This is a genomic window from Streptomyces sp. NBC_00310, from assembly GCF_036208085.1.
Taxonomy (GTDB): domain Bacteria; phylum Actinomycetota; class Actinomycetes; order Streptomycetales; family Streptomycetaceae; genus Streptomyces.
This window is the reverse complement of record NZ_CP130714.1, coordinates 1,020,076-1,037,024: the sequence shown is the minus strand read 5'-3', so window position 1 is coordinate 1,037,024 and position 16,949 is coordinate 1,020,076. Positions and strand designations below refer to the sequence as shown.

16 protein-coding genes and 4 pseudogenes are annotated in these 16,949 nt (G+C 69.4%); 9 read left to right on the top strand and 11 right to left on the bottom strand.

All coding sequences use genetic code 11. From position 1 onward, the window contains the following. Nucleotides 1-54 precede the first annotated feature (54 nt). Nucleotides 55-630 carry a PadR family transcriptional regulator gene (locus OG202_RS04600; protein WP_327731239.1) on the top strand — a complete coding sequence of 192 codons (576 nt, stop codon included), beginning with the start codon at nt 55-57 and terminating at the stop codon, nt 628-630. Nucleotides 631-669: 39 nt separating this feature from the next. On the opposite strand, the gene OG202_RS04595 is transcribed toward OG202_RS04600, so the two are convergent. Together OG202_RS04595 and OG202_RS04590 are read right to left on the bottom strand one after the other, a co-directional pair. Next, a complete protein-coding gene (locus tag OG202_RS04595; protein WP_327731240.1) occupies nt 670-1,218 on the bottom strand; it encodes a hypothetical protein in 549 nt (182 codons plus the stop codon). A gap of 220 nt (nt 1,219-1,438) precedes the next feature. Further along, nucleotides 1,439-2,380 carry a fibronectin type III domain-containing protein gene (locus OG202_RS04590; RefSeq protein ID WP_327732351.1) on the bottom strand — a complete coding sequence of 314 codons (942 nt, stop codon included), beginning with the start codon at nt 2,378-2,380 and terminating at the stop codon, nt 1,439-1,441. 478 nt (nt 2,381-2,858) lie between these two features. Between OG202_RS04590 and OG202_RS04585 the strand changes: the two genes are divergently transcribed. Then, complete coding sequence (locus OG202_RS04585; RefSeq protein ID WP_328222299.1) at nt 2,859-3,587, top strand: glycoside hydrolase family 75 protein; 729 nt, start codon at nt 2,859-2,861, stop codon at nt 3,585-3,587. Between the two features lie 70 nt (nt 3,588-3,657). Here the strand turns inward: OG202_RS04585 and OG202_RS04580 are convergent, their stop codons facing one another. The 3 genes from OG202_RS04580 to dhaK all read right to left on the bottom strand — a co-directional run bounded on the left by OG202_RS04580 (nt 3,658) and on the right by dhaK (nt 5,756). After that, complete coding sequence (locus OG202_RS04580; RefSeq protein ID WP_326585052.1) at nt 3,658-4,068, bottom strand: PTS-dependent dihydroxyacetone kinase phosphotransferase subunit DhaM; 411 nt, start codon at nt 4,066-4,068, stop codon at nt 3,658-3,660. Then, nucleotides 4,061-4,675 carry a dihydroxyacetone kinase subunit DhaL gene (dhaL, locus tag OG202_RS04575; RefSeq protein ID WP_326585053.1) on the bottom strand — a complete coding sequence of 205 codons (615 nt, stop codon included), beginning with the start codon at nt 4,673-4,675 and terminating at the stop codon, nt 4,061-4,063. The genes OG202_RS04580 and dhaL overlap by 8 nt, the downstream gene beginning before the upstream one ends. Nucleotides 4,676-4,763: 88 nt before the next feature. Beyond that, nucleotides 4,764-5,756: a dihydroxyacetone kinase subunit DhaK gene (dhaK, locus tag OG202_RS04570; RefSeq protein ID WP_327731242.1), complete on the bottom strand. Its 993-nt coding sequence runs from the start codon at nt 5,754-5,756 to the stop codon at nt 4,764-4,766. A gap of 370 nt (nt 5,757-6,126) precedes the next feature. On the opposite strand from dhaK, the gene OG202_RS04565 reads away from it, so the two are divergent. Then, nucleotides 6,127-6,909 (top strand): hypothetical protein, encoded by a 783-nt coding sequence (locus tag OG202_RS04565; RefSeq protein WP_327731243.1) that lies wholly within the window; start codon nt 6,127-6,129, stop codon nt 6,907-6,909. Here the strand turns inward: OG202_RS04565 and OG202_RS04560 are convergent. From OG202_RS04560 to OG202_RS04540, 6 genes and pseudogenes are all read right to left on the bottom strand, one after another. Next, nucleotides 6,893-7,189, bottom strand: a pseudogene (locus OG202_RS04560) (integrase core domain-containing protein); the annotation flags it as partial. The gene OG202_RS04565 and the pseudogene OG202_RS04560 sit on opposite strands and share 17 nt — an antisense overlap. Before the next feature lie 4 nt (nt 7,190-7,193). Then, nucleotides 7,194-8,612: an IS30 family transposase gene (locus tag OG202_RS04555; protein ID WP_443052335.1), complete on the bottom strand. Its 1,419-nt coding sequence runs from the start codon at nt 8,610-8,612 to the stop codon at nt 7,194-7,196. Continuing rightward, nucleotides 8,563-9,288, bottom strand: a complete 726-nt coding sequence (locus OG202_RS46410) for an IS3 family transposase (RefSeq protein ID WP_443052207.1) — start codon at nt 9,286-9,288, stop codon at nt 8,563-8,565. Before OG202_RS46410 ends, OG202_RS04555 begins: the two co-directional genes overlap by 50 nt. Beyond that, nucleotides 9,285-9,629 carry a transposase gene (locus OG202_RS46405; protein ID WP_443052208.1) on the bottom strand — a complete coding sequence of 115 codons (345 nt, stop codon included), beginning with the start codon at nt 9,627-9,629 and terminating at the stop codon, nt 9,285-9,287. Before OG202_RS46405 ends, OG202_RS46410 begins: the two co-directional genes overlap by 4 nt. A gap of 72 nt (nt 9,630-9,701) precedes the next feature. Then, nucleotides 9,702-10,922 (bottom strand): annotated as a pseudogene (locus tag OG202_RS04545) (IS701 family transposase); the annotation flags it as partial. A 347-nt stretch (nt 10,923-11,269) separates the two neighbouring features. Continuing rightward, on the bottom strand, nt 11,270-11,596 hold the full coding sequence (locus tag OG202_RS04540) for a hypothetical protein (RefSeq protein WP_327731284.1): 327 nt from the start codon (nt 11,594-11,596) through the stop codon (nt 11,270-11,272). A gap of 103 nt (nt 11,597-11,699) precedes the next feature. On the opposite strand from OG202_RS04540, the gene OG202_RS46400 reads away from it, so the two are divergent. From OG202_RS46400 to OG202_RS04515, 6 genes and pseudogenes are all read left to right on the top strand, one after another. Next, nucleotides 11,700-12,044: a transposase gene (locus OG202_RS46400; protein WP_443052208.1), complete on the top strand. Its 345-nt coding sequence runs from the start codon at nt 11,700-11,702 to the stop codon at nt 12,042-12,044. Beyond that, entirely contained in the window at nt 12,041-12,766 is a 726-nt protein-coding gene (locus tag OG202_RS46395; protein WP_443052207.1) for an IS3 family transposase, read from the top strand. The genes OG202_RS46400 and OG202_RS46395 overlap by 4 nt, the downstream gene beginning before the upstream one ends. Beyond that, complete coding sequence (locus OG202_RS04530) at nt 12,717-14,135, top strand: IS30 family transposase (RefSeq protein ID WP_443052335.1); 1,419 nt, start codon at nt 12,717-12,719, stop codon at nt 14,133-14,135. The genes OG202_RS46395 and OG202_RS04530 overlap by 50 nt, the downstream gene beginning before the upstream one ends. Before the next feature lie 4 nt (nt 14,136-14,139). After that, a pseudogene (locus OG202_RS04525) lies at nt 14,140-14,436 on the top strand (integrase core domain-containing protein); the annotation flags it as partial. Nucleotides 14,437-14,467: 31 nt separating this feature from the next. Then, a pseudogene (locus OG202_RS04520) lies at nt 14,468-14,842 on the top strand (integrase core domain-containing protein); the annotation flags it as partial. Nucleotides 14,843-15,072: 230 nt separating this feature from the next. After that, the gene (locus OG202_RS04515) at nt 15,073-16,503 is read left to right on the top strand and encodes a family 43 glycosylhydrolase (protein WP_327731282.1); all 1,431 of its coding nucleotides are present in this window, start codon (nt 15,073-15,075) and stop codon (nt 16,501-16,503) included. The last annotated feature ends 446 nt before the right edge of the window (nt 16,504-16,949 follow it).

Below are 16,949 nucleotides of genomic sequence, written 5' to 3'. Positions count from 1 at the left end.
GGCCACAGGACGCGTGCGGCTGTCGTGATCCCGGGCCCTTCCTAGGATGAGCCCATGTCACTCCCGCACGCGATCCTCACCGCCCTGCTCGAAAAGCCGTCGTCCGGCCTCGAGCTGACCCGGCGGTTCGACAGGTCGATCGGCTACTTCTGGTCGGCGACGCACCAGCAGATCTATCGCGAGCTGGGGAAACTGGAAGGCGAGGGCTACATCAGGGCCCTGCCCTCCGAGCGGTCCGCCCGGGGCGGGAAGAAGAGCTACGAGGTCCTGCCGGCCGGCCGCGACGAACTGGCCCGCTGGACCTCCGCGCCCCAGGACCCCAAGCCGTGGCGCGACGCGCTCTTCGTCCGGCTCCGCGCGGCCGCCGTGGTCGGCACGTACGGTCTGGAAGACGATCTGCGGCGCCATCTCAGCCTGCATCAGCGGCAGTTGGCGGAGTACGAGGAGATCGAGAGGCGGGACTTCGGACCCGGCCGGGACACAGCACAGGACCGGCTCCAGCATCTGATCCTGCGGGCGGGGATCGACCTGCAGACCTTCTGGACCCAGTGGCTGACGAACGCCCTCGAGGAGTTCGAGACGCTGCCGGGGGACACCGGCAGCGGCGGAGGACGTGGGGGCAACGAGTAGGCGGCCGTCCGCGTCACGGGGCGACCGCTCACCCGGTGCTCACAGACGGTGCGGCTTCGCGCGGCGACGCAGGTACCAGACGGCCGCCCCCGTGCCGACGGCCACCAGCGCCCCGCCGCCCACGAGGGTGACGGTGCCGTACTCCCGGGTCGCTCCACCGACACCGCCCATGACACCCCGGGAGGGCCCCCGGGAGGGCGAGGCCGTCGTGGAGATGGTGGGGGTGGCGGCGGTGACGATGACGGACTGGGTGCCCGCCGTGGTGCCGTCCTTGCACACCACGATCACGGTGTACGTGCCCGGGCCCACGTTCGCCCAGGAGGCGGACTGCGTGGTGCTCGTGCCGGTGAGGGTCACCTGACGCCCCTGGGAGAAGTTCGCCTGCCCGCTGGAGAGCAGCGAGGCGGTGCCGAACGTGCCGTTGGTGCTGGTGGGGCAATCGCTGGTGGTGACGGTGACCGAGGAGCCCGTGGTGCTCACCGAGATCCCCGTGGGGAGGGCGACGGCCGTCGGCGCGGTCAGGGCGATCGGCAGCGCTGCGGCGGCCACCGACAGGCCGGAGCGGAGGAGTAGCTGAGACGTACGCATGGTCTGTCCTCCAGCGGCACGGTGGCGGCACATCCCTTGCGTCGCCGAGGATAGGGAGACCCGTGCTGCCTCAGGGTGAGCCAACGTGCCGTTCGCGCCGTCCGCATGCGGACGGCCCCCGGCCAGGTGACGGATTGCGCCGTGCGGGGGACCGGGCTCGGTCCACGGCGGTCGAGCCGGCGGTGATCCACCCGGCGCGCCCTTCAGTGGTCGACCCGCCTCACCCGCCGGTGGTCACCGTCCGCTCCGCCGAGTACCCGCCCCAGGTCCCGTCCGGCAGCTTCGCCCGGATCCGCACCCGGTACGACACCCCGGTCTCCCGGCCCACGTAGAAGCGGTGGGCGGCCCGGCCCCGGGGTGGGGTCGCGCCCCAGACGAGCGTGGTCGCCGGCCGCCCGTCGAGCTGGATCTCGTACTCCGTGATCACCCCGTCGACCGACGGTGGCAGCCAGGACACTTCGATGGAGTACGCCCCCTCGTCCCGGCGTGTGACGGCGCGGAACCCGGTGGGCGCGGTGCCCCGTCCGTCGTCCGTCCCCGGGGCGGTGGTCAGCCGGACCGACCGGCTCACGGGTGAGACGTTGTCCGCCGCGTCCCGCGCCCGCACGGTGAAGGAGTACCGGGTGCCGGGCCGCAGCCCCGTGACCACGGCCGCCGTCTGCTCCCCGCCCACACCGTGGATCTTCGAGTCGCCCTGCAGGATGTCGTACGACACCACGTCCCGGTCGTCCGTCGACGGCTCCCAGGACAGCTGTACCGCCCTGCTCCCGACCACCTTTCCGCCGAGGCGCCCCGGGCGGGCAGGGGGCCTGTGGTCCGCCACCCCGGAGGCGGGCGTCGTGGCCCGGACCTCCGCACTGGGCGGCCCGAGGTCCCCGGCGGCACTGCGGGCCCGGACCGTGAACACGTATGTGGTGGACGGCCGGAGCCGGGTGACGTCCACCATGTGCTCGCCGCCCGGCACGTCCTTCACCTTCGTACGGCCCCGGTAGACCTCGTACCCGGCGATCTCCGGCTCGCCGGACGCCCGGTTCCACATGACGTGCACGCTGGTGGCGCTGCCCGCGGTGGCGGTGACACCGGGCGGGGCCGGCGGTGGGCGGCGACCGGGGCTCTCCCGCGTCGCGCAGGCTGCCGTGAGGAGAAGCGAGCCGCAGAGCATCGGCACCAGGACGAGTGCCGGCACGGGAACGCGTCGCACGATCCGGCCCCTTCGGTCGTCGAGCCATGACGGGATTGGTCTGTACCTATCTCCCTGTATGACATGACTGACGCGGTCACATCAAGAGGTGGGCGCGGAGTGAACGGATGCGGGCCGGATGTTCCGCCCCGCGACGGTGCCGGTCGGGACACGGTTCACGGCACGGCGTGCGGCTACGTATGCTGGTGCTCCGACACGGCATGAACTCGCCTTCTTGCCAGGTCAGTTCATGTCGTACGGCGCGGGCCGCTGTCGTCGCCGATCCCGCGCCGACGAGAGCGGCCGAGCGGCCGGGGCCGAGTGGGGCCCGGGCCCTCGGCCGCACACCTGTGCGGCGGTCGCCGTGATCCGTCCGGCCCTCTCCCGGTGGCCGTCCTCTCCGCCCCCCACCACCTTTGGGTGAGTGTCCGTCATGTCCCCCCAGGAGAGGGTCCCCATCGTGCGTGTCCGCTCGTTGACGCTGGCCGCCGTCGGCGCCGTTCTGCTGGCCCCCGTCACCCTTCCCGCCCTGGCCCACCAGCAGGGCCCCGCACAACGCGAGGGCGGTGTGAGCGCCGCCGAGCTGCTGGCCAAGGCACGCGGCTGCGTCCGGGTCTCCGAGGGGCTCTACAGCAGCGACGCCGGCACCCCCGCCGTCATCCCGGTCTGCGGTGTCGACGGCGCGGTGTACTGGAAGGCCGACATGGACATCGACTGCGACGGCCGGCCGAGCCCGCGCTGCAACAAGAACACCGACCCCTGGTTCCAGCCCGCCACGTCGTTCCTGCAGTCCGACGGCCGGTATCTCCGCTCCGAGAGCCTGCCGTTCATCGTCGTCCCCGTCGCGAGCCGCACCTGGGACTACCGGGTCCACGGCATCAAGGGCGGCTCCGTCGCCGCCGTGGTCCACGGCGACCGGGTCCAGTACGCCGTCGTCGGCGACACCGGCCCCAAGAACATCATCGGCGAGGCCTCGTACGCCACGGCCCAGGGCCTCGGCATCCGCCCCGTCCCGCGCAGCGGCGGCACCGGCTCCGGCGTCACCTACATCGTCTTCGAGGACTCCCGGGTGACCCCGATCGAGAACCACAAGGCAGCGGTGGCACAGGGGGAGGAACTGGCGCGGGCCTGGGTGGAGGGGGTGACGATGCGCAGAGGCGCGACGATGCGGGGCGGGGCGGCGGGCTGACCGAACCGTCCGGGGCCTGCCGTCCGATCGGACGGCAGGCCCCGGAACGCGGGCCGGGTTCCGTGAAGGATCACTCCTTCCGGTACGCGTACGCCTCCGTGGCGGCGGCCGCCACCGCCGCGAGGTCCGCGCCCGTCGAGGCCGTGACGACCGCGGCGACGGCGCCCTCGACGAACGGGGCGTCGACCAGAAGGGTGCCCGCGGGGAGTTCGTCGCCCTCGGCGAGGAGGGCCTTCACGGTGAGGACCGCGCTGCCGAGGTCGGTGAGGACCGCGACCCCGGCGCCCCGGTCGACGGAGGCGGCAGCGGCCGAGATCAGCTCGGCGCTGGTGCCCAGGCCGCCGTCCTCGGTGCCGCCCGCCGGAGCGACGGGAACGGCGGCACCCGCACCGGCGAGCCCCTTCGCCAGCTCGGCGACCGAGGCGGCGACGGCGGCGCTGTGCGACACCAGCACGATGCCGACCGGCTTCTCGTCAGACATCGGCGGCCTCCGGGTTCTCGACGGCGGCGAGGGCCGCGATCAGTAGCGCGGCGGACGTGGCCCCGGGGTCCTGGTGCCCGATGCTCCGCTCGCCGAGGTAGCTGGCCCGCCCCTTACGGGCCTGCAACGGCGTCGTCGCCAGGGCGCCCTCCTCGGCGGCGGCCCGCGCGGCGGCGAACGACTCGGCGAGCGCGTCGACCGCCGGGACCAGCGAGTCGATCATGGTCTTGTCGCCCGGCGCGGCCCCGCCCAGCGCCATCACCGCGTCGACCCCGGCACGCAGCGCGTCCGTCAACTGCGCCTGGCTCACCTCGGCCGCCTCGCCGAGCGCCTTTCCGGTACGGCGCAGCAGGGTGCCGTACAGCGGGCCGGACGCGCCGCCGACGGTCGAGATCAGCTGCCGCCCGGCGAGCACGAGGACGGCGCCGGGTGTGCCCGGCGCCTCCTTCTCCAGGACGGCCACCACGGCGGTGAAACCGCGGCGCAGATTGCTGCCGTGGTCGGCGTCCCCGATCGGCGAGTCGAGCGCCGTGAGCCGCTCGGCCTCACGCTCCACCGAGGCCGCGGTAGCCGTCATCCAGCGACGGAAGAAGTCGGCGTCGAGCACGGAATCTCCTTGCGTGGTACGTGAATTGACTGACCGTAAGAAGTGGGGGGCCGCGCGGCGCCGCCAGGCGCGGTGGCCGTCGGCTCCCTCACACACCCCAGCGCAGTCCCGGCGTCCGCACCGGGGCGTCGTACAGCCGCAGCAACTCCTCGTCGACCTGGCACAGCGTCACCGACGCGCCGGCCATGTCGAGCGAGGTGACGTAGTTGCCGACGAGGGTGCGGGCCACGGCGACCCCGCGTTCGGTGAGCACACGCTGCACCTCCGCGTTGAAGCCGTACAGCTCCAGCAGGGGAGTGGCACCCATGCCGTTGACGAGCAGCAGCACCGGGTTGCGCGGGCTCATGTCGTCCAGGATGGCGTTCACGGAGAAGTCGGCGATCTCCCGCGAGGTCATCATCGCGCGCCGCTCACGCCCCGGCTCACCGTGGATGCCGACGCCCAACTCCAGCTCTCCGGCGGGGAGATCGAAGGTGGGGCTGCCCTTGGCCGGAGTCGAGCAGGCGCTGAGAGCCACGCCGAAACTGCGGGAGTTGTCATTGACCTGCCGGGCCAGCGCCTCGACCCGCTCCAACGGCTGCCCCTCCTCGGCGGCGGCCCCCGCGATCTTCTCCACGAACAGGGTCGCGCCCGTGCCGCGCCGCCCGGCGGTGTAGAGACTGTCGGTGACGGCCACGTCGTCGTTGACGAGGACCTTGGCGACGCGGATGCCCTCGTCCTCGGCGAGTTCGGCCGCCATGTCGAAGTTCAACACGTCACCGGTGTAGTTCTTCACGATGAACAGCACCCCGGCACCACTGTCCACGGCCGCCGCGGCCCGCACCATCTGGTCCGGTACGGGCGACGTGAACACCTCACCGGGACAGGCCGCCGACAGCATCCCGGGCCCCACGAACCCGCCGTGCAACGGCTCGTGTCCCGAGCCGCCCCCGGAGACCAGTCCCACCTTCCCGGCCACCGGCGCGTCCCGACGCACCACCACCCGGTTCTCCACGTCCACGGTCAACTCGGGATGCGCCGCCGCCATACCCCGCAACGCGTCCGCGACAACGCTCTCGGCGACGTTGATCAGCATCTTCACTGGTACCTCCTGTAGACGTTATCAGACGAGCTGCAGACCTGCGTTTTTGCTGGGCAACGCAAGTTTGGTCAATTATTGATCTTGGCGGTTGATAGCGGTCCTGGGCGGGTTCTGGCGGTACTGATGCTGACTTAATGCTGACTTTGATGACGGTGTGTCAGATGTTGGGGGTGGTTGGACATGAGTCGGCGCGATCGCGTCTGCTGGAAGTATCGACCTTGCAGCAGTGAACGTCACGCGCGTGGGCGCTCATGAGCGTGCCGGGGCGCCCGAGGCTCTCTGTCGGTCGCAGCGTGGGCGGTTCAGAATGAGGGGGCGATGCCTGCGCGCGGGCGACCTGGCGCGGCGGTGATGGGTAGGGGCCTCTGTCATGAAATTCAGGAGGAGAACGCTCGAATCGCTGGGTGAACTCGTGTGCGGGAGCCCCGTTTCTGACGACGCGGGTGACTCGTCGGAGCCGAAGTTCTTCCCTTACCGATCGAGCAAGTACCTCACCGAGTTCTTCGCTGAGCTCGGCACGGACTGGGTGCACGACGGCTCGACCCGGCACCGTTGGGTGGCCGGAATTCTCGAATCTATGCTGGCCGAGCCACACGACGGTCCTACGAAACCGCCTGATTCCTTCTGCTGGCTGATCGTCTATCTGATGAGTCCTGCTGAAGCCCTCAATGAGGGGCGTGACCGGCCTCATGCGCTCCGCCAGCTCAACCAGGTACTTGACCGGGAGGGCTTCGAGGCCTTCTACGCTGACGACGGGCACTGCTATCTCCGTCATCTTGGTACGAACACGGTTTCGGCCTTGGCGGCGAACCCGCATCGACCCTTCACCGCCGCAGAGGTACAACGTCGTGCCGACCTTGCCGCCTACCTCAAGAAGTGCAGCGAGGACCAGCTCATCGAGGAAGTGCTGCTTCCGCTGTTCCGGCAGCTCGGGTTTCAACAGGTCACCGCAGCGGGTCACAAGGACAAGGCGCTGGAGTACGGCAAAGACATCTGGATGCGCTATACGCTGCCCACGCGTCACTTCCTGTACTTCGGGATCCAGGTGAAGCGGGGAAAGCTCGATGCCGCGGGGATGACCAGGGCGGGCAACGCCAACGGGCCTTCCCCCGTGAAGGTGGGCACGCGGTTATTGATCACGCCGCGAGCGTGAGTTTAGCGGTGTGGTGTCGGCGTTCGTATTCGTTGGGGCTGATGTGGCCGTTGGCGGAGTGCCGGCGGCGGGTGTTGTAGCGGGTCAGCCAGGCAAATACCGTCTTTCTGCAGGTGCCGGCGTCGCCGTAGTCGCGAGCGCCCTGGAGAGTCTCGCGTTTCAGGGACGCGTGGAAACTCTCGCAGGCCGCGTTGTCCGCGCTGGTGCCGACCGCACCCATCGACCGGGTCACCCCGAGCTGGTCGCAGAGGCCGGCGAAGGACCGGGAGCCGTACTGGGCGAGTTCAACCAGTCGTTGCAACACCGGGCTGTTGCAGCGAGCGTAGCTGCTCTTCGAAGACCTCGGCGGGTGTCCGCCAGCCGAGGGTCTTGCGGGGCCGGTTGTTGATCGCCATGGCGACGGCTTCGAGGTCCGTGGACGACCACCGGGACAGATCGGTGCCCTTCGGGAAGTACTGACGCAGCAGCCCGTTCGTGTTCTCGTTCGTCGGTCGTTGCCAGGGTGAGTGGGGATCGGCGAAGAACACCTTCGTCCCGGTATCGATGGCGAACTGGGCGTGGCCGGAGAGTTCCTTTCCGCGGTCCCAGGTGAGGGTTTTGCGTAGCTGCTCGGGCAGCTGCGTCATCGACGTCGTGAGCGCCGCGTTCATCGCGATCGCGCCATAGCCCCCGAGTGAGGTGCCGTTCTTCACGGGCGGATTCTCGCCCCAGCCCTCGAGCCGGGGCAGGTGCACCAGGAGCGTGGAGCGGCTGCTGCGCTCGACCAGCGTGCCGATCGCGGAGCGACCCGTCCCGATGATCAAATCGCCTTCCCAGTGTCCGGGGACCGCGCGGTCTGCGGCCTCGGCGGGGCGTTCGCTGAGGATGACGTCCGCGGTGACATGCCCCTGCGGTTTGTTCTGTGACCGTGCACGGGGAGTCCGCAGCGCCCGGCCGGTGCGCAGACACGTGACCAGTTCCCGCTTGAGCGCGCCACGGCCCTCGATGAACAGCGCCTGGTAGATCGCTTCGTGGCTGATGCGCATGGACTCATCATCGGGGAAGTCGACATGGAGACGGTGCGAAATCTGCTCCGGGCTCCATGCCGTCGCCCATCGTCTGTCCTGCCGGTGCGGCTTGTTCAGCCCTTTCCATGCGGGCGTCCTGGGCCCGGCGACGATCGTGTTGTCGGGGCGGCGGACACTGCCGACGAGCCGGTCCTGCACGTACTCACGCAACCTGTCGTTGCCTGTGAGCTTCGCGGTCCTCGGGCGCTTGGCGGCCTGCTGTGCTTTCCACTGGGCGACCGTCGCGCGGTACTCCTGCTTGCCGCCGCGCGTGGCGGCGTTGCGGCGCAGTTCGCGAGAGATCGTTCCGGGGTCACGCCCCAGGGCGCGGGCGATCTCGCGCACGCCCTTGTTCATCGCCCTGAGGATCGCGATCTCCTCGCGCTCCTCGAACGCGAGGTACCGGCCCGTGGGCTCGGCCAACGAGATCGGAGGCATGCCGCCAGCGTGACGAAACCACCTCGCACCCACCGGCCACGACACGCCGACCGCCAACGACGCCTCCACCGTCGTGACCCCCGTGGCGATCAGCCGCCAGAACTGGCGCTGCACGACTCGAGACGGATCAGGCCGCCCCGGCGAACGCATCGCCGGCCGCAACGCACGATCAGCGCGCCACTGCCGACGCCGACCCTCCGGAACATCGCTGGTCTTCAAACTCCAGTCCGCCGTGGCCACGTCGCACACCTCCGAGATCAAAGTGTTGCGACGACCAGTTGAATCCACCCTGGGCCCCATGGTCGGAGTGGAACACGGCACCGTCCAGGCCACCTCGGGTCGAGGCCGCCATCCGCAGTGCGTCGGCGACCAGACTGGTGCGCATGTGGTCGGCGATGGACCAGCCGACGACCTTGCGGCTGAAGCAGTCCAGCACGGTCGCGAGATAGAGGAACTCCCCGCCTGCCAGCGGGAGATACGTGATGTCGCCCATGTATTTGCGCCCCGGCTCGGTGGCGGTGAAGTCCCGCTGGAACAGGTCCGGGACCGGTGAGGTGGCCGGGTCCGGGACGGTGGTGCGCACGCGTCTGCGCAGGCGGATTCCGGTGATGGAGAACGCCCGCATGATCCGGGCGACCCGCTTTTCGTTGACCCGCCGCCCTTTCCCGCGGAGCTCGGCGGTCACTCGCGGGGAGCCGTAGGCTCCGCCGGACTCGCCGTGGACCTCGCGGATCTCCTCGGCCAGGACCCGGTCCTGCCGCTGCCGGGCGGCCCGGGCCTCGGCGCCGGCGAGCCACTTGTAGTAGCTGGACCGGTTCACGTCCAGGACCTGGCAGAGCCGCTTCACCTCGTAGGTGTCCCGGTGGTCGTCAACGAACTGGAAGCGGGTCCTCACCAGTTCGTCTCCCCGGCGAAATACTTGGCCGCCTTGCGGAGGATGTCCCGCTCGGTGGCGAGCTTGCGCTCACTCGCCTCGAGCTCGGCCACCCGCGCCTCCAGCTGCCGCACCCGCTCGTGCGGATCAGCGGACGCCGCCGCCTCCCGAGGCCGGGCGGCCGGCTTCGCAGCCGCGGCGCTGACGCCACGGCGTTCGCGCTCACGCAGCACCCACTCACGCAGGGTCGCCCGGTTGACGCCCAGGTCAGCGGCGACGCTCTTGTACGTCGCCCCGGGTGTGGACTCGTACAGGGCCACGGCATCGGCCTTGAACTCGTCCGAGTAGTCCTTCATCGCCATCGGCGGGTCTTCTCGCTTCCTCCGGATCAAGCAGATCCAGTATCAGCGTGTCCACCACCCAGGGGGAGGCCCCCCCTCGTCGGGGCAGGGGTCCGGCGCGGTGGCATCCAGGGGTCCAGGTGGGGTGAACCACTGGTCCCAGCAGAAGGAGAAGGCGCAGTTGACCAGGGTCTGGTGGCGGCGGATGGCGCGGTCGGAGCGGACTTGGAAGTCGGCCCAGCCGAGTTCGTCCTTGATCTGCTTGTAGCTCTGCTCGATCCAGGGCCGCAGTCCGTAGAGGCGGACGATTTCGGCGAGGTCGGCGGGCGGGTGCGGGCTGGTGGCTGCGTGGGGTGCGTCGGGGTGGGGCAGGTTGGTGGCCAGGTACCAGGTGGCCTTCTCCGGCAGGCCGGCCGGGTCGGTGATGGCCACGACCAGGCGGCAGGATGAGTCGGGGCCGTAGCCACCCAGTCGGGCATCGGCGGCCCACCAGGTCTCGGTGTGCCCGTCGCGGAAGTGACGCTCCACGGCCGTCCAGTCGCCGGGACGCCTTGCATCCTTCCAGGTCAGGGCGTGGGCGGCTTCGATGGGGGTATGCGGCTGGTCGGTGCGGGCCCAGGTGCCGCGGCGCGGCTTGAGCGCCACCACGTAGGCCAGGCCGGCCTCGCGCAGTGCCAGATACCAGGTGTCGCTGACGGAATAGGCGCAGTCGGCGACCACCGCCCGGCAGCCGAAACCGGCCTCCTTGCCCCGGGCCGCGAGGTCAGCGGCCAGCTGTGGTTTCGTGCGGAAAGCCGGATCGGCCCGGCCGCGGGCGAAGTGGTGGGCAGGGGTGTAGGGAGTCGCGTGCAGCGGGTAGTACACGCGACCGTCGGTCCACACCGTGGTCACCGTGACGATGCCGTTGTCCGTCTTGCCCAGCCGCCCCAGCCACTGCCGGCCCACATTCGCGGTCGCTCGGCCGTCCTTGCGGTCCCCGGAATCGTCGATCACGATCACCCCGCCGTCGTGCGGAGCCGTCGCCAGCTCCTCGCGCAGCAGTTCAAGCCGCCGGTCGTTGATCTGCTCGGCCTCCCAGGGCGACTCGGACAGGAAGAACTGCAGCCGCTGCACCCCCGGCTGCCCCGCACCGGCCACCGGCTCCGCCCCTGCCAGGCAGGTGATCGTCTTGTTCCGCTCCCGCGGCGCCAGCAGCCCGGTCAGATACTCACGAAACCCTCGCCGCTGGGCCAGGCTGAAGAAGAGGTCGTCGAACCGGGCCGCGTACTCCTCCAGCGGCCCCGGCGCAGGCGGACACGGACGGCGAGCGGTCATCTTCAGCCCCCAGCAGCGCGGTTGATTCCTACCACCGGCTTACGGCCAACCCGACCTGTCGTCAATCCATGCCACCACCGGATTTAACGAACTACCGGTAATGCACCTGAACCACAAGTGAGCGCTTGGCCACCCGCCTGCGGCCACGGCTAGCGGACGTCGCCCTGCAGTAACAGCGTGCAGGGCAGTGTTGGCCACCGGTGCCACTGCCTGGCCGGAAGTACGAGCAGTTGCCGCGGAGCCCGACCGCTGGCTACCACCAGGCGGCCTCCCCGGGCAAAGCAAGATCCGGACCATTCCCGGGCCAACGACTCCGACGAGCTGCCGATAGCCGCCATGTGCGCAGGTCAGCGACGCGTCGCCGCTGTACCACCAGCAGACGAAGAATCTGCTGGCAGTACCTGAGAAAGGCCTTCGTCAGAGCTGCCGAGAGGGCTGACGGCGGGCGCGCGGGAAGGAGCGTCGGCCGGCAAAGGCAGATTCGCTACGACGTACTGGTTCAGGATGTCGTCCCGGTCCATGAAGAGGATCTGGCTGCGCCTGGACGCGTCCAATGCGTTCCCCAGCCAATTCCGCGCCGCCTTGGTGATCTCGCCGCCGGCCACGATGAAGGCGTGGTCGACAAGCACTCTTCGATTGGTCTCGGGGTCGAAGATCTCGTGAGCGAGCATCATGAGTGCTTGGTGGTGGATCTCCGCGATGTCGGGGCCTCCCCCTGGGTGGTGGACACGCTGATACTGGATCTGCTTGATCCGGAGGAAGCGAGAAGACCCGCCGATGGCGATGAAGGACTACTCGGACGAGTTCAAGGCCGATGCCGTGGCCCTGTACGAGTCCACACCCGGGGCGACGTACAAGAGCGTCGCCGCTGACCTGGGCGTCAACCGGGCGACCCTGCGTGAGTGGGTGCTGCGTGAGCGCGAACGCCGTGGCGTCAGCGCCGCGGCTGCGAAGCCGGCCGCCCGGCCTCGGGAGGCGGCGGCGTCCGCTGATCCGCACGAGCGGGTGCGGCAGCTGGAGGCGCGGGTGGCCGAGCTCGAGGCGAGTGAGCGCAAGCTCGCCACCGAGCGGGACATCCTCCGCAAGGCGGCCAAGTATTTCGCCGGGGAGACGAACTGGTGAGGACCCGCTTCCAGTTCGTTGACGACCACCGGGACACCTACGAGGTGAAGCGGCTCTGCCAGGTCCTGGACGTGAACCGGTCCAGCTACTACAAGTGGCTCGCCGGCGCCGAGGCCCGGGCCGCCCGGCAGCGGCAGGACCGGGTCCTGGCCGAGGAGATCCGCGAGGTCCACGGCGAGTCCGGCGGAGCCTACGGCTCCCCGCGAGTGACCGCCGAGCTCCGCGGGAAAGGGCGGCGGGTCAACGAAAAGCGGGTCGCCCGGATCATGCGGGCGTTCTCCATCACCGGAATCCGCCTGCGCAGACGCGTGCGCACCACCGTCCCGGACCCGGCCACCTCACCGGTCCCGGACCTGTTCCAGCGGGACTTCACCGCCACCGAGCCGGGGCGCAAATACATGGGCGACATCACGTATCTCCCGCTGGCAGGCGGGGAGTTCCTCTATCTCGCGACCGTGCTGGACTGCTTCAGCCGCAAGGTCGTCGGCTGGTCCATCGCCGACCACATGCGCACCAGTCTGGTCGCCGACGCACTGCGGATGGCGGCCTCGACCCGAGGTGGCCTGGACGGTGCCGTGTTCCACTCCGACCATGGGGCCCAGGGTGGATTCAACTGGTCGTCGCAACACTTTGATCTCGGAGGTGTGCGACGTGGCCACGGCGGACTGGAGTTTGAAGACCAGCGATGTTCCGGAGGGTCGGCGTCGGCAGTGGCGCGCTGATCGTGCGTTGCGGCCGGCGATGCGTTCGCCGGGGCGGCCTGATCCGTCTCGAGTCGTGCAGCGCCAGTTCTGGCGGCTGATCGCCACGGGGGTCACGACGGTGGAGGCGTCGTTGGCGGTCGGCGTGTCGTGGCCGGTGGGTGCGAGGTGGTTTCGTCACGCTGGCGGCATGCCTCCGATCTCGTTGGCCGAGCCCACGGGCCGGTACCTCGCGTTCGAGGAGCGCGAGGAGATCGCGATCCTCAGGGCGATGAACAAGGGCGTGCGCGAGATCGCCCGCGCCCTGGGGCGTGACCCCGGAACGATCTCTCGCGAACTGCGCCGCAACGCCGCCACGCGCGGCGGCAAGCAGGAGTACCGCGCGACGGTCGCCCAGTGGAAAGCACAGCAGGCCGCCAAGCGCCCGAGGACCGCGAAGCTCACAGGCAACGACAGGTTGCGTGAGTACGTGCAGGACCGGCTCGTCGGCAGTGTCCGCCGCCCCGACAACACGATCGTCGCCGGGCCCAGGACGCCCGCATGGAAAGGGCTGAACAAGCCGCACCGGCAGGACAGACGATGGGCGACGGCATGGAGCCCGGAGCAGATTTCGCACCGTCTCCATGTCGACTTCCCCGATGATGAGTCCATGCGCATCAGCCACGAAGCGATCTACCAGGCGCTGTTCATCGAGGGCCGTGGCGCGCTCAAGCGGGAACTGGTCACGTGTCTGCGCACCGGCCGGGCGCTGCGGACTCCCCGTGCACGGTCACAGAACAAACCGCAGGGGCATGTCACCGCGGACGTCATCCTCAGCGAACGCCCCGCCGAGGCCGCAGACCGCGCGGTCCCCGGACACTGGGAAGGCGATTTGATCATCGGGACGGGTCGCTCCGCGATCGGCACGCTGGTCGAGCGCAGCAGCCGCTCCACGCTCCTGGTGCACCTGCCCCGGCTCGAGGGCTGGGGCGAGAATCCGCCCGTGAAGAACGGCACCTCACTCGGGGGCTATGGCGCGATCGCGATGAACGCGGCGCTCACGACGTCGATGACGCAGCTGCCCGAGCAGCTACGCAAAACCCTCACCTGGGACCGCGGAAAGGAACTCTCCGGCCACGCCCAGTTCGCCATCGATACCGGGACGAAGGTGTTCTTCGCCGATCCCCACTCACCCTGGCAACGACCGACGAACGAGAACACGAACGGGCTGCTGCGTCAGTACTTCCCGAAGGGCACCGATCTGTCCCGGTGGTCGTCCACGGACCTCGAAGCCGTCGCCATGGCGATCAACAACCGGCCCCGCAAGACCCTCGGCTGGCGGACACCCGCCGAGGTCTTCGAAGAGCAGCTACGCTCGCTGCAACAGCCCGGTGTTGCAACGACTGGTTGAACTCGCCCAGTACGGCTCCCGGTCCTTCGCCGGCCTCTGCGACCAGCTCGGGGTGACCCGGTCGATGGGTGCGGTCCGCACCAGCGCGGACAACGCGGCCTGCGAGAGTTTCCACGCGTCCCTGAAACGCGAGACTCTCCAGGGCGCTCGCGACTACGGCGACGCCGGCACCTGCAGAAAGACGGTATTTGCCTGGCTGACCCGCTACAACACCCGCCGCCGGCACTCCGCCAACGGCCACATCAGCCCCAACGAATACGAACGCCGACACCACACCGCTAAACTCACGCTCGCGGCGTGATCAATAACCGCGTGCCCACCTTCACGGGGGAAGGCCCGAGACCGCCACCGGCTTCTGGACCCGCGCCCAGGCGTTCTTCACCCAGGCGGGGATCACCGTCGAACGCGTCCTGACCGACAACGGCTCCTGCTACCGCTCACGCGACTGGCGCGACCTGCTCACCGCGGCCGGGATCACCCACAAGCGAACCCGGCCCTACCGGCCGCAGACGAACGGCAAGGTCGAACGCTTCAACCGCACCCTGCTGGACGAGTGGGCCTACGCCCGCCCCTACCGCTCAGAAGCCGAACGACGCGAGACGTTTCCCGACTGGCTGCACACCTACAATCACCACCGCGGACACACCGCGCTCGCAGGCAAACCACCCGCCAGCCGCGTCCCCAACCTCACAGGGCAATACAGCTAGCCGGCCCCCAGGACCCCTCGGTTGCGGTCTCGGCTGTGCCGAGGCGGACCGGAACCTGGTCCCACACACGTCCCCTGCGGCGACGCGTCCAGCGGAACCGCCGGCCCGGTTCGCGTCCGCGCACTGCTCCGCCCTCGATGGGCTTCCCACGGCACGCGGCGCTGCCCGAAACGACCGAGACCCAGGGGGATGATCGCCCGCCCCTCCACAGCGATACAAAGGAGTTTCGCATGCGCGTCCACAGCCACCCCGGGCCGCGTCCCGGGACACGCGCAAGACGCGGCCGGCCCGCACTCGCCGCGGTCCTGGTCGTCTTTCTGACCCTCCTCGGCCTGGTCACCGCCTCCCCTGCCCAGGCGCTCAGCGGTGACGTCCGTATGCACGACCCGAGCGTCATCAAGGTGGGCAGCTGCTATTACGGCTTCTCCACCGGGTTCGAGAACGACTCGCTCAACCCCAGCGGAGCCATCACCCTCCGCAAGACGTGCGGCGGCACCGCGGCATCCGGATGGACGAAGGTGGGGAACATCTGGGAGTCGACCCCGTCCTGGATCACCGAGAAGCTCGGTGCGACCCCGCCGAACATCTGGGCCCCGGAGATCAAGCAATTCAACGGCAAGTATCACCTGTACTACGCCGGTTCCCGCTGGGGCTCGAACTACGCCGTGATGGGCCTGGCCACCGCCACGAACATCGAGGGCCCCTGGACCGACCAGGGCATGGTCACCGACGTCAACTACCCCATCGACCCCAACGTCGACTGGGGCCCGGACGGCCGGCTGTACATCTCCTGGGGCTCCTGGACCGGCTCCGGCACCTACATGCACGTCCTGGACCAGTCCACCGGCAAGCTGTCCACCACCGACCACAACCTCTGGCGCATCGCCATCAACATTGAGAACCCGACGATCATCCTCAACGGCGGCTACTACTACCTCCTCGGCTCCAAAGGCACCTGCTGCAACGGGACCAACAGCACCTACTACACCGTGGTCGGCCGCTCCACCAGCATCACAGGGCCGTACCTCGACCAGAACGGCACGGACATGGCTTCCAACGGCGGAACCACCGTCCTGACCGGCGCCTATCCCCGTGTGGCCGCCGGCGGCGCCGACGCCTATGACGACGGCTCGTCCAAGTTCCTCGCCTACCACTACTACGACGGCGACAACTCCGGGCGCGAGACCCTCGACATCCGCCAGGTGACCTTCGCGAACGGCTGGCCCGTCATCGCCAGTCCGCTCGGCGCCGCGAACAACCACCTGCTGAACCGCAACAGCGCCAAGTGCGCGGACGTCTGGTCCCTGAGCACGGCCGACGGCGCGGCGGTGAGCTCCGGCAACTGCAACTCCGGCGCCAACCAGCAGTGGGTGCCCACCGCAGTCGGCTCCAACTACCAGCTCGTCAACGTCAACAGCGGCAAGTGCCTGCAGATCTCCGGCGCCTCCACCGCCGATGGCGCGACGGCCGTCCAGTCGACGTGCACCGGCGCCTCGCACCAACTGTGGACGAGGACCGCGGTGATCGGAGGCTACGTCACCTTCACCAACGTGGGCAGCGGCAAGTGCCTCCAGGTCGCCGGGGCGTCGACCGCCAACGGCGCGGCCCTGGCCCAGTCGACCTGCACCTCCGGCACGAACCAGCAGTGGATGGTCGTCTGAGACGCGCACGACACCCCCGAACGGCAATGACCCCGGGCAGGCCGAATCACACTTCGGCCTGCCCGGCGCCGATTCTCCGCGATGACGACGGCGCCAACCTGACAGGGATTGTTGCGCCACCGCAGAGCGATCACCAGCACGCTCCTGGCCCGGCTGCTGGACAGCTGATCGCCACTACCTATGACCCCGATGCCCGGTACGCGAGGAAACGCGGATCCGCCTGGGTGGGCTGCGGAGTCCACTTCAGCGAGAGCTATAACCCCCAACAGTCACAGCTCCCGCATCTGATCACCCACGTCGTTACGACCGACGCCACGGTCAACGACGCGATGGTCGTCGACGACCATCTCACCTGTACGGCCCAGAAGCCCTCCGCAGCGGCGTTGCCGAATCGGCTCCCGGTCCGGCGCACGCTCTGCCGGCGTCCCAACTTGCGATTGTGTCGT

What these genes read in the sequence shown, in the direction of transcription:
- OG202_RS04580 (WP_326585052.1), bottom strand. Translation starts at nt 4,068, where the DNA reads ATGTCTGACGAGAAGCCGGTCGGCATCGTGCTGGTGTCGCACAGCGCC.
- OG202_RS04540 (WP_327731284.1), bottom strand. Translation starts at nt 11,596, where the DNA reads ATGATGCTCGCTCACGAGATCTTCGACCCCGAGACCAATCGAAGAGTG.
- OG202_RS46400 (WP_443052208.1), top strand. Translation starts at nt 11,700, where the DNA reads ATGGCGATGAAGGACTACTCGGACGAGTTCAAGGCCGATGCCGTGGCC.
- OG202_RS04595 (WP_327731240.1), bottom strand. Translation starts at nt 1,218, where the DNA reads ATGCGTACGTCTCAGCTACTCCTCCGCTCCGGCCTGTCGGTGGCCGCC.
- OG202_RS04590 (WP_327732351.1), bottom strand. Translation starts at nt 2,380, where the DNA reads ATGCTCTGCGGCTCGCTTCTCCTCACGGCAGCCTGCGCGACGCGGGAG.
- OG202_RS04515 (WP_327731282.1), top strand. Translation starts at nt 15,073, where the DNA reads ATGCGCGTCCACAGCCACCCCGGGCCGCGTCCCGGGACACGCGCAAGA.
- OG202_RS04565 (WP_327731243.1), top strand. Translation starts at nt 6,127, where the DNA reads ATGAAATTCAGGAGGAGAACGCTCGAATCGCTGGGTGAACTCGTGTGC.
- OG202_RS04600 (WP_327731239.1), top strand. Translation starts at nt 55, where the DNA reads ATGTCACTCCCGCACGCGATCCTCACCGCCCTGCTCGAAAAGCCGTCG.
- OG202_RS46405 (WP_443052208.1), bottom strand. Translation starts at nt 9,629, where the DNA reads ATGGCGATGAAGGACTACTCGGACGAGTTCAAGGCCGATGCCGTGGCC.